The organism is Streptomyces sp. NPDC091281, from assembly GCF_044757425.1.
Lineage (GTDB): Bacteria > Actinomycetota > Actinomycetes > Streptomycetales > Streptomycetaceae > Streptomyces.
Map to the genome: position 1 here is coordinate 183,229 of NZ_JBIVUY010000010.1, position 10,878 is coordinate 194,106.

Genomic DNA, 10,878 nt, shown 5'->3' on the forward strand with positions numbered 1-10,878 from the left:
AGGAAACCCGAAGAGGTCCCGAAGCGGGCCGGTGCACCGTGTCCGGAGAGCCGATGACGTGGTGTGAGGGAGCGGCGGGCATGACCAGGTACGCGGGGCAGAGGGCCGTCGTCCTCTGCCGTGACACCTCGATCGGGCTGGCCATCGCCAAACGGCTGGTGGAGGGCGGGGCCGAGGTCCGCCTCGGCGCCGGTACCCCCGCGGAACGCGCCCGCGCGCGCACCGAGTTGGGTTCCGGCGCCCGCGTCACCGACGGCACCGCCGGGGTCGGCACGGTCGGCGGGCTCTGCGCGACCGGCGACTCCGAGGCGGCCGACCTGCTCTTCACGGACGCCGTGTCGCTGGTGAGTCCGCTGCCCGCATGGCTGCGGGACGGCGGCGCGGTCGTCGTCACGGACCCCACGTCGTCGGCCGCGGCGGTGCGGGCGCTCGCCGCCGAGGGCGCGTCGCGGCACATCCGGGTCAACGCGGTCGCGCCGGGCTGCATCGAGGCGGCGCCGACAGCCCCGTCACCGCCCGCGTCGCCCCCGACGGAAGCGCCGTCGCCGTCGCCGTCCGCCTCACCGTCCACCTCTTCGTCGCCCTCCTTCCCTCCGTCCACCCCTTCGTCGCCCTCCGCCCCTCCGTCGCGGTCCGTGTCGCCGCCATTGTCCGTGGCGCCGTCGCTGCCGCCGCTCGGTCGTCTCGGGTCGGCCGAGGAGGTGGCGCGGGCCGCGCTCTTCCTCGCCACCGAGGCGACGTTCACGACCGGCGCCCGCCTGCCCGTGGACGGCGGACGGGAGACGACGGCACGGGACACGACGGCTCGCGACACGACGGCTAGGACGGGCGCGTGAGGCCCGCCGGACCACCGCGCACCCCGCCCCGGCTGCCCTGACTCCCCCGCTCCCCTACGGCGCCCGCGCGCCCCCGTTCCCTCCACCTCAGTCCCCCACTCGTGCCACTGGTACCCGCCCATCCCCCCTCTCCCCGAGAATCCCCCGGAGCAGTCCCCATGAGCACTACGCCCGACACCACCGCCACCGAGGCCTCCCCGCCCGACGGCAGCACGCCCGACGGCGCTCCGCCGGGCGAGGCGCAGAAGCTGCCGTTGTTCGCGCTGCTGGCGCTGGCCACCGCCGTCTTCATCACCAGCCTCACCGAGACGCTGCCCGCCGGTCTGCTGCCCTCGATGAGCGGTGACCTGAACGTCAGCGAGGCCGCGACCGGCCAGACGGTGACGATCTACGCGCTCGGCACCGCCCTCACCGCGATCCCGCTGACCGCCGCGACCGCGCGCTGGCGGCGCAAGCGGCTGCTGCTCACCGCCGTCGCCGGTTTCGCCGTGGCGAACACGGTCACCGCCGTGTCGTCGGAGTACGGGCTGACGATGGTCGCCCGCTTCGTCGCCGGTGTCGCCGCGGGCCTGGCCTGGGCGCTCCTGGCCGGGTACGCGCGCCGGCTGGCGCCGGTGCCGTTGCAGGGCAAGGCCATCGCCGTGGCGATGGCGGGCATCCCGCTGGCCCTCTCGCTCGGCGTGCCCGCGGGCACGTTCCTCGGCACCCAACTGGGCTGGCGCTGGGCGTTCCTGTCGATGACCGCGCTGACCGTCGTCCTGCTGGTGTGGATCAGCGTCGCCGTGCCCGACTTCCCCGGCCAGGAGGCGGGCCCGCGGCCGAAGATGCTGCGCGCGCTGAAGGTGTCCGGTGTGAGCGCCGTCCTGTTCGTGACGCTCGTCTTCGTCCTGGCGCACACGATCCTTTACGCGTACATCGCCACCTTCCTCGACGACGTCGGCCTCGGCGACAGCGCGGACCTGGTGCTGCTGGTGTTCGGCGCGGCCTCGCTGCTGAGCATCTGGATCGTGGGCGCGCAGATCCACCGCAGGCTGCGGCAGTTGACGATCGCGAGCACGCTGCTGGTCGCCGCCGGGGCGGCCGTCCTCGCCGTACTCTCCGACAGCACGGCCCTGGTCTACGCGGCGGCGGCGCTGTGGGGCCTCGGCTGGGGCGGGGTGCCGACGCTGCTCCAGACCGCGGTCGCGGACGCGGGCGGCGAGGAGGCCGACTCCGCGCAGGCGATGCTGGTGACCCTGTGGAACGTGGCGATGGCCGGGGGCGGTGTGGCGGGCGGGCTGCTGCTCGACTCGATCGGCAGCGACTCCTTCCCGTGGACCGTCCTGGTGCTGCTGGCACCCGTGCTGGTGGTCGTCGTGGCGTCCCGCGCGCACGGCTTCCCGGCGCGGCGCCCCGGCGTCTGAGGCGGGTCTGCGACCGGTCGGACGGCCGGTCGGGCGGCCCGTCGGCGGCTGATCGGGCGGCCGGTCGGGCTTCCGGTCCAACGACCGGTCGGGCGGCCAGTCGGGCGCGTGCCGGAGCGTGGCAGCGCCTGTCACCCGTCGGACGTCGCCCGTCACCCGTCGAACCGGCGCACCGACGGTCGCCGCCATTTCACACGCTGTTGACATATGCACGGTGAACGTAGTGGCCGCGACCCGGGCCGCTGCCGGAGAGACCGCCCCTGACCTGCGACGACGCAGCGGTCGTGGGGGGCGTGCGCTGGATCGGCGCACGCCCCCCACGCCCTGTGGGCGGAACCCCCCGCCCACTCGCGCGGCGGCTTTTCCGCAGGTCAGGGGGTGAGTGGGCAAAGTAGGCGACGATCTCGGGAAATGTTGCGCCGGGACACTATTTTTGCCCTCGTACGGAGCGCGAGCAGCACCGGATCAGGTGCGGGCGAGGGAAGTACGAGGGGGCGTGACGTCAGATGTCGTCGAGCAGGCCGGTCGGAGAACGCGCGGAACCGTCGGACACGGCGGACGGAGGGCGGACCTTCCTCGAAGAGGTCTTCGCCCCGTTGCACAGAGCCGAGCAACGTCGCTGGGCGCGTACCTACTTATGGGGGCTGATCCATGCCCCGGGCCGCCGGACCCCGGCGAACATGGCGCGGGCCGGACGGCTGCCGCCCTCCGCGGCGAACAGCCTGCACCAGTTCGTCAGCACCAGCCCGTGGGCGTGGGAGCCGGTACGGCGCAGGCTCGCCGGGGCAGTCGCGGCAGGCACGACACCGTACGCCTGGACGGTCGCGGACCTGCTGATCCCCAAGCGGGGCGAGCACTCGGTGGGCGTGCACCGGCGCGCGGACCCGCGGTCGGGGCGGATCGTCAACGGCCAGCAGGCGGTGGGCCTGTTCCTGGTCACGGACACGCACTGCTTCCCCGTGGACTGGACGCTCGTCCTGGGCGGTCCGTGGGGCTGGGACACCCAGCGCCGGGTGCGGGCCCGCATCCCGAAGGAGGAGACCGCGCGGCCGGTCGGGGCCTGCGTGCTCGACCACGCCGCCCGGTACGCGGGACCCCCGGGCGCGCCCGGCCTGCCCGGCCTCTCCGGGCTGCCCTGGGTGCTGGACCTCACCCACAGCGAGGACGTCGGCGGGGTCCTGGCGGGGCTGGCCCGGCACCGGGTGGACGTCCTGTGCGAGGTCGCGCCCCGCCAGGCGGTGCTGGCCGGGGGGCGTACGCCGGTGCCCACGACGGTCGGCGCGCTGCGGGACCGGCGCGGGTCCTGGCGCGGCTTCCCGGCCCGGCGGCCCGCGGTCACCGGGCCCGACAGGCGCCCGCTGTTCCTGTACACGCACTCGGGCACGGTCCGGCTGCCGCCGCGGGCCGCCGGGACGGACGGCGGGCCGCGCGCCTACCGGCTGCTGGACGTGCCGGAGGCGGACGGGTCGCGGGGCTCGCGGTTCTGGGTCACCAACCTCGGTGACGCGCACGCGGAACGGGTCGCGGAGCTGCTGCGCGGCCCCGCCGCGGTGCGGTCGGCGGTCGCCGCCCTCCAGGACGGGTTCGGCATGGTCGACTTCGAGGGCCGCTCGTTCCCGGGCTGGCACCACCACATGACGATGACGTCCGTCGCGTACGCCTACGCGCACCTGGGCCGCCGTCCCGCGCCCGGCACCGCACCGCCGGGGGCGCGCGGGCCCGGTCCGGGGCGCGGTCAGGGGCCCGGCCCGTCCCCCGTCCCCTCCCCGGCGCCGGGCGCGGTCCGCGCTCCGGCCGCCGCCGCGGGCTGAGGGGCGGGCGGTGGAGGTGGGAGGAAGAACCAGCACCGTACTCGTCGTGGAGCGCGAGACGTCCGGCGCCGGGTCGCTCGCGGGCGACCTGCGGCGGCAGGGGTACACCGTGCACAGCGTGGACACCGGGGCGCGGGCCCTGCTCGCCTACCGGGAGGCCGACCTCGTCCTGCTGTCGCTCGAACTGCCCGACGTGGACGGCATCGAGGTGTGCCGCGGGCTGCGCGCGGTGAGCGACGTCCCGGTGATCGCGTTCACCGGCCGGGACGACGAACTGGAACGCGTGCTCGCGCTGAAGGCGGGCGCCGACGACTGCGTCGCGCGGACCTGGGGCATCCGGGAGATCGGCGCGCGGATAGAAGCCGTTCTCCGGCGCACCCGCCGGGAATTCACCGCGCGTCCACGCGCCATTTCACTCGATCCGCTCCATATCGATCCGCGCACCCGCGAGGTGCGTCTTCGCGGGCAGCTCGTGAAAGTGACGACCAGGGAATTCGAGTTGCTCTACCTGCTCGCCTCGCATTCCGAGACCGTGGTGACGAGAAAGATGTTGATGGCGAAGGTCTGGGGCAGTGAATGGGCCGCGGGCAGCCGCACCATCGACACCCATGTGAGCACCCTGCGGGCGAAATTGGGGTGCAACCGCTGGATCATCACGGTGCGCGGCGTCGGCTACCGGATGGGGCACTCCCTGCGGGTGCCGGAGACCCGCGCGGGCTGACCCCGACGGACCCGGCCGGACCGGACCGGATCGGACCCGGCCGGACCGGACCGCATCGGACCGCATCGGACCGCATCGGACCGGATCGGACCAGCCGGGTCCGGGGGACGCCGTACCCCGGACCCGGCCGTCCGTCACGCCGCCGGTTATATCGCCGTCATATCGCCGTCATACCGCCCTCACGCCGCCGCCCGCGACCGTACGTCGATCCGCCGCACCAGGGGATGCGCCTCCGGGGACGGGACCGCCGTACGGACCGCGTGCCGCGCCCACCAGGCGGAGGCCAGGTTGGAGGAGAGCGGCGGGGTCCCCGCGGTGGACCACTCCTCCAGCGCGGCCAGGGTGCCCATGCCGGTGCCGGTGAACAGGACCGCCGAGCCGCCCGCGGACGCGCCGGGCCGGCCCCCCGCGACGCCGGGTTCGCCCAGCTCGGCGCGTATCCGCTCGCGCAGCGCGGCCGGGGAGACGCGGTACGGGTCGAAGTGGTCGGCGCCGTCGGCGTCGCGGCCCGCCGGCACCAGGACGACCCGGTCCACGGTGAGCCCGGCCGCCTCCCAGAAGCGCCGGGACACCTCGGTGAGCCACGGCTCGTAGGGCGAGACGAGGGTGAGGCGCCGTACGCCGAGCGCCTCGCAGGCGGCCAGGGTCGCCTGGGTCGAGGACCGTACGGGGAAGCCGGCCCGCTCCGACAGCGCCTCGCACAGCTCACGGTCGCCGCGCGGCCCGAGCAGGTAGTGCGAGGCGCTGCACGCGATCACGGCGGCGTCCAGGCGCAGCGCGCCGAAGCCGTCGAGGGTGTCGGGCAGCACCCGGTTGTAGGTCTCCAGCATGTCCTTGAGCCCGGCGCCGGGAGTGGTGGGGAACCGCGCGGTGTGGACGTGGATCGCGGCACCGAGCAGGCGGTGGAACTCCGGTTCGGCCGTGGGGTTCTCCGGCGGCACGACGACACCGAGACGGGGAAAGGCGAAAGGGTCCATGGCCCGCACCCTAGGACCCGCCAGGTCCACCGTCCGCCGTATCGCACGGTATTCGACACAGTGCTCACCCGGCCTTTGCACGGCTTGTCCTTCCTGACGTTTCTTGACAGTTCCGAAGAATCCCTGACACGCGTCCCCCTTGTTTCGTCGGACGATTCTGCGGAGTCTGGTGATCACAGCCCGCGGATCACCAGACCGACGGCCCTCTGACGATTTCTCGTGAGGGGATTCGAGAAGGAGAGCGCACATGGCAAGTGAACTGACTCCGGAGCCGATACCCGTGCCGCCCCGCGTCTCCGACGCCACGCTGCGGGACTCGGCGCACATGGCGGGCGTCGAGTTCGGCCCGAAGGACGCCTCGGCGATCGCGGACCTGCTGGTGCGCACCGGCGTCGAGCTGGTCGAGGTCGGCATGGTGTCCGGCCCCGGCTCGAAGGACGCCGACCTGGTCCTCGCCACCCACGAGGCGGTCGGCCCGGAACGGTCGATGACGCTCGTCGTGGTGCGCGACCGGCGGCAGGTGGCGCGCGCGCTGGACGAGGCGCAAAGGCTCGGCGTCCGGCACATCATGTACTCGATCCCCACGTCCGAGGAGCACGCCGTCCTCAAGCTGGGGACGCCGAGCGCCAAACTCCTGCACGCGCTGCTGCGTTCGGCGGTCGAGCAGGCCAAGGAGCGCGGCTTCCACGTCACGTTCAGCGGCGAGGACGGCGCGCGGACGCCCGCCGGGCGGCTGGTGCCGTACGTCGCGGCCGGGTTCGCCGCCGGGGCCGACCGGTTCCGGCTCGCGGAGACCGTCGCGTACCTCTCGCCCTGGCAGATGGAACGCGTGATCGCGGACCTGACGGCGATCGACGGGTCCGAGATCGAGATCCACTCGCACAACATGCTGGGCCTGGCCGTCGCCAACTCGCTGGCCGCCGTACGGGCCGGGGCGCGGTGGATCTCCGCGACGGTCGGCGGGATCGGCGAACGCGGCGGCAACGCGCCGCTGGCCGAACTGCTCACCGCGCTGCGGGTGATCCACGGCGACACCCGCTTCGACCTGAGCCACCTGACCGAGCTGTCCCGGCTCGCGCTCGCGGGCGCCGGTCTCGGCGAGGCCTTCCAGTCCGGCCCGACCACCCCGCACGCCTTCGCCTACGAACTGCCCGGCCAGCTCACCCACCCCGCGGCCTACGAGACGCTGCCGCCCGAACTCGTCGGCAACCGGCGCGAGTTGCGGGTCAGGACCCGGCTGACGCCCGCCCTCGTGCGGTGGGCCCTCGACAGCCCCGGCGACGCCAGCACCCACCCGTACGCCGATGTCGACGTGGACGCCTTCACCACCTGGCTGACCGCCCGTCAGGAGACCGGCGGCGCCCCGCTGCTGGACCGCGAGGGCGTCCGCAGGGCCGTCACCGCCTACCGGGCCACCTGACCGCCGAACGCCCCCGCACCCCGCTCTCCCCCACCCCCCTTTCCTTTTCCTCTTCCTTTCCGGGAGTTCCCCATGCCCGCTGCCACTCTGACCGGCGTCTGCCCCGAGTGCGAGACCGACCTGACCGTGCCGCCGATCGGCGAGGGCGAGACCCTTTCGTGCCCCGAGTGCCTGCTCACCCTGCGCGTCGAGGCCGTCGAGGCCGACACGCTGCGGCTGGAGACGGTCGAGGTGCAGCTGCGCGACTGGGGCCAGTGACATGGGCCACCGCATCGCGATCGTCGCCGACCGGATCGCCTGGGAGGAACGCGAGCTGATCCGCACCGGCGCCGGGCTCGGCCTCCAGCTGGAGTGGGTCAACGACGAGTCCCTGACGCTGGGCGCCGAGGGCCTGCCCGCCCTGCGGGAGTACGACGCCGTCCTCCTGCGCAGCCGCAGCTACACCCGCGGCGGCCTGATCGCCGCCCTCGCGGAGGCGGCCGGAGCCCGCGTCGTCAACTCCTCGCGCGCCATCCACCTCTGCGAGAACAAGCCCCTGCTGCGGGCGGAGCTGCGCCGGGCGGGCGTCCCCGTGCCGGACTTCCGGCTCGCGCTCTCCCGCAAGGACTTCCGGCAGGCCGTCGGCGAACTCGGCACCCCGCTCGTCCTCAAGCCGGTCTACGGCGGCATGGGCAAGCGCGTCACCCTGGTCCGCGACGCCGACCTGGCCGACTCCGTCTACGACTACGTCGAGGACCTGGGGCACGCCTTCGAACAGGCCTGCCTCGTCGAGCCGTACGTCGGGGACGGCACCTCGGTGCGCTGCCTGGTCGTCGGCACCGAGATCGTCGGCGCCGCCGAGTTCGCCAGCGGCGGCACCGACTGGCGCAACAATGCGGCCCTCGGCAACACCAGCCGGGCCGTCGCCCACGACCCCGACGTGCGCAAGACCGTCGACGGCGTCGTGGCCGAACTCGGTCCCGGCATCTACGGGATCGACCTCTTCCGCACCCCCGACGGCCCCCTGGTCAACGAGGTCAACCACGCCCCCGCCTTCCGGGGAGTGGCCTCCGCGACCGGCGCGGACATCGCCGCCGCCGTCGCCCGCCACCTCCAGGAGGTCCTCGCGTGACCCGCACCGTCCGCGCGGGCGTCGTCGGCGCCTCGGGGCTCGCCGGGGGCGAACTGCTCCGGCTCCTCGACCAGCACCCGCACCTCGACCCGGTCTTCCTCGGCGGCTCCGCCAGCGCCGGGCGCCGCCCCGCCGAACTCCACCCCGGTCTGCGCCTCGCCCTGGGCGGCCTCACCGTCGAGCCCGTCACCCCCGAGACCGCCGACGCCCTCGCCGACCGGCTCGACGTGGTCTTCCTCGCCACCCCGGCGCCCGCCTCGGCCCGCCTCGCCGCGCTGCTCGCGGACAGGGTGCCGGTCGTCGTCGACCTCAGCGGCGCGTTCCGTATCCGCTCCCCCGCCCTGCACCGGCGGTGGTACCCGGGCGTCGAGCGGGCCACCGACCTCGCCGACCGCTTCGTCTACGGCGTACCGGAGCTGGTCGGGGACCAGTTGCGGGACGCGTCGCTGATCTCGCTGCCCGGCTGCTACGCCACGTCCATCACCCTCGCGCTGGCCCCGCTCGTCCTGGGCCTCGGCCTGGACCTGGACACCGTCATCGTGGACGGCAAGGGCGGCTCCAGCGGCGGCGGCCTCGGCTCGGCCACGGCCGACCTGCACCCCTTCCGCAGCGGCGCCATCGCCCCGTACGCGCCGACCGGGCACCGGCACGCGGGCGAGGTGCTGGACTTCCTGTCCCGCGCCAAGCCACGCCGGGTCTCCGGTGCGTCCGGCTCCGGCGCAGACGCAGCGTCCGGATCAGGTTCAGGTGCCCGTTCCGGTTCCGGGAGCATCGGCTCGCTGAGCATGTCGGCGTACGGCGTCTCGACCGTGCGCGGCCTGCTGACCAGCAGCTACGTGCTGACCGACGCCGATGTCGACCAGCGGGAACTGCACCGCGCCTACCTCCGCTTCTACCGGGACCACCGGTTCGTGCGGGTGCGGCGGCACACCGAGACGGTGATCCCGGTGCCGGACCCGCAGGCGGTGCTGGGCTCCAACTACTGCGACGTGACCGTGCTGCGCGACGAGGACGAGGGGCGGATCGTGGTGCTGGCCGCGCTGGACAACCTGGTGAAGGGCGCCGCGGGGCAGGCCGTGCAGGCGGCCAACCTGCGGTTCGGGTTCCCCGAGGAGACGGGGCTGACGGCGCAGCCGCTGGTGCCGGCGTGAGCGCGGACCGCGGGACACCGCCCGTCCCCCTCGTGGTGAAGCTCGGCGGGAGCTGCCTGGACGGACTGTCCGCCGTCTGGTGGGACGACCTGGCCGCGTACGGCCGGGACCGTCCGCTGGTCCTCGTGCACGGCTGGTCGAAGCCGCTGCGTGACCTCGGCGCCCGCTACCGCGGCCCGTCGGCGGTGCTGCGCGACCGGTACGGCAACCAGAGCCGGTGGACCACCCCCGAGGTCATCGACGACATCAAGCGGGTGAGCGCCGACCTGGCGGCCGAGGTGCTCGCCCGGCTCGCGGCGCGCGGCGTCGGCGGGGAGCGGCTGCTCGGCAGCGACGGCCTGGTCTCCGCCGGTCCCGGCGAACGCTGGTGGTGGCGGGAGAAGCAGCTCGTGGAGCTGGACAACCTCGTCGGCCCGATCACCGGCGTGGACCCGACCCCGCTGAAGAACCGCGCGCCCGGCCACGCCCACCTGGTGACGCCGCTGGCCAGGAACGGTGCCGGGCAGGAGGTCAACACGGACGCCGACCGGGCCGCCGCCGCGCTCGCCGGGGCCACCGGCGCCACCGACCTGGTCCTCGTCACCGACGTACCGCACCTGCTGGTCGACGGTGAGCCGGTGCGGCGGATCGGGGCCGCGGACGCCGCCGCCTTCCGCGACCGGAAGGCGACCGGCGGGATGCGCAAGAAGCTGCGGGCGGCCGGTGAGGCCCTGGACGCCGGGGTGTCCCGTGTCGTCCTCGGCGACGGCCTCGTCAGCGACCTGCTCGCCGGCCGGTCCGGCACCGTCATCACCCGCCCCTGACCCGAGGAGCCCGACCGTGGCGCAGAATCCCGCGCGCTCAGCCGCGCAGCCCCGTGTACAGCCGCGCGTGCTGGTCGTCGACAACGGCACGCTCTCCCTGAAGCAGCTCCGCTCCCGGCTCGAACAGCTCGGCTCCCGCACCGACGCGGTCCGGGCGTCCGAGGTGCCGTCCCGGCTCGACGGCCGCCACCAGGCGATCGTGCTGAGCGGCACCAAGGTGCGGGCCTACGACACCGACTTCTACCGGCCGCTGCTCGACCTGGTGCACTCCAGCGACGTGCCCGTGCTCGGCATCTGCGGCGGCATGCAGATCATCGCCGTCGCGGCGGGCGCCGAGCTGACACCCGGCCCGCAGCGGGTCGGCGGCCACGAGGCGCAGGTCGACACCGGGGAGCCGCTCTTCACCTACGTGAAGCCGACGGTGACCGTGTTCCACCGGCACACCCTCTACCTGCGTGAGGCGCCCCCCGGCTTCCGGTCGATCGGGCGGTCGGCGCAGGCCCCGGTGGAGTTCCTCAGCTCCGACGACGGGCGCGTCCTCGGCGCCCAGGCCCATCTGGAGTTCCGCCGCGACGGCCTGGAGATCCTGCGCGGCTTCGCGCGGCTCTACGGGGGCTGAGGCGCGGGGCCCGCCCGGAGGCGGCG

Annotated in this window: 11 protein-coding genes; 10 read left to right on the forward strand and 1 reads right to left on the reverse strand. The window is 74.4% G+C overall.

The window, feature by feature from the left end:
* Positions 1–80: 80 nt before the first annotated feature.
* The 4 genes from ACIQPQ_RS25295 to ACIQPQ_RS25310 all read left to right on the forward strand — a co-directional run bounded on the left by ACIQPQ_RS25295 (position 81) and on the right by ACIQPQ_RS25310 (position 4,771).
* The gene (locus ACIQPQ_RS25295) at positions 81–836 is read left to right on the forward strand and encodes an SDR family oxidoreductase (protein ID WP_401307565.1); all 756 of its coding nucleotides are present in this window, start codon (positions 81–83) and stop codon (positions 834–836) included.
* Between the two features lie 158 nt (positions 837–994).
* Positions 995–2,239, forward strand: a complete 1,245-nt coding sequence (locus ACIQPQ_RS25300; protein WP_401307568.1) for an MFS transporter — start codon at positions 995–997, stop codon at positions 2,237–2,239.
* A 506-nt stretch (positions 2,240–2,745) separates the two neighbouring features.
* Positions 2,746–4,050 carry a transposase gene (locus tag ACIQPQ_RS25305; protein ID WP_401307571.1) on the forward strand — a complete coding sequence of 435 codons (1,305 nt, stop codon included), beginning with the start codon at positions 2,746–2,748 and terminating at the stop codon, positions 4,048–4,050.
* 46 nt (positions 4,051–4,096) lie between these two features.
* Complete coding sequence (locus tag ACIQPQ_RS25310) at positions 4,097–4,771, forward strand: response regulator transcription factor (protein ID WP_401307574.1); 675 nt, start codon at positions 4,097–4,099, stop codon at positions 4,769–4,771.
* 179 nt (positions 4,772–4,950) lie between these two features.
* Here the strand turns inward: ACIQPQ_RS25310 and ACIQPQ_RS25315 are convergent, their stop codons facing one another.
* Positions 4,951–5,748: an arylmalonate decarboxylase gene (locus ACIQPQ_RS25315; protein ID WP_401307577.1), complete on the reverse strand. Its 798-nt coding sequence runs from the start codon at positions 5,746–5,748 to the stop codon at positions 4,951–4,953.
* A 247-nt stretch (positions 5,749–5,995) separates the two neighbouring features.
* Here ACIQPQ_RS25315 and ACIQPQ_RS25320 point away from each other — a divergent pair, with 247 nt between their 5' ends.
* The 6 genes from ACIQPQ_RS25320 (at position 5,996) to ACIQPQ_RS25345 (ending at position 10,852) form a co-directional block, all read left to right on the forward strand.
* Complete coding sequence (locus ACIQPQ_RS25320) at positions 5,996–7,168, forward strand: isopropylmalate synthase (RefSeq protein ID WP_401307580.1); 1,173 nt, start codon at positions 5,996–5,998, stop codon at positions 7,166–7,168.
* Between the two features lie 72 nt (positions 7,169–7,240).
* Entirely contained in the window at positions 7,241–7,426 is a 186-nt protein-coding gene (locus ACIQPQ_RS25325; protein WP_383771831.1) for a lysine biosynthesis protein LysW, read from the forward strand.
* 1 nt (position 7,427) lies between these two features.
* Positions 7,428–8,279: a RimK family alpha-L-glutamate ligase gene (locus ACIQPQ_RS25330; RefSeq protein ID WP_383771829.1), complete on the forward strand. Its 852-nt coding sequence runs from the start codon at positions 7,428–7,430 to the stop codon at positions 8,277–8,279.
* The gene (locus tag ACIQPQ_RS25335; protein WP_401307584.1) at positions 8,276–9,430 is read left to right on the forward strand and encodes an N-acetyl-gamma-glutamyl-phosphate reductase; all 1,155 of its coding nucleotides are present in this window, start codon (positions 8,276–8,278) and stop codon (positions 9,428–9,430) included. The genes ACIQPQ_RS25330 and ACIQPQ_RS25335 overlap by 4 nt, the downstream gene beginning before the upstream one ends.
* Entirely contained in the window at positions 9,427–10,233 is an 807-nt protein-coding gene (locus ACIQPQ_RS25340) for an acetylglutamate kinase (RefSeq protein WP_401307587.1), read from the forward strand. The genes ACIQPQ_RS25335 and ACIQPQ_RS25340 overlap by 4 nt, the downstream gene beginning before the upstream one ends.
* A 16-nt stretch (positions 10,234–10,249) precedes the next feature.
* Positions 10,250–10,852 (forward strand): type 1 glutamine amidotransferase, encoded by a 603-nt coding sequence (locus ACIQPQ_RS25345; protein ID WP_401307590.1) that lies wholly within the window; start codon positions 10,250–10,252, stop codon positions 10,850–10,852.
* Positions 10,853–10,878: the final 26 nt, after the last annotated feature.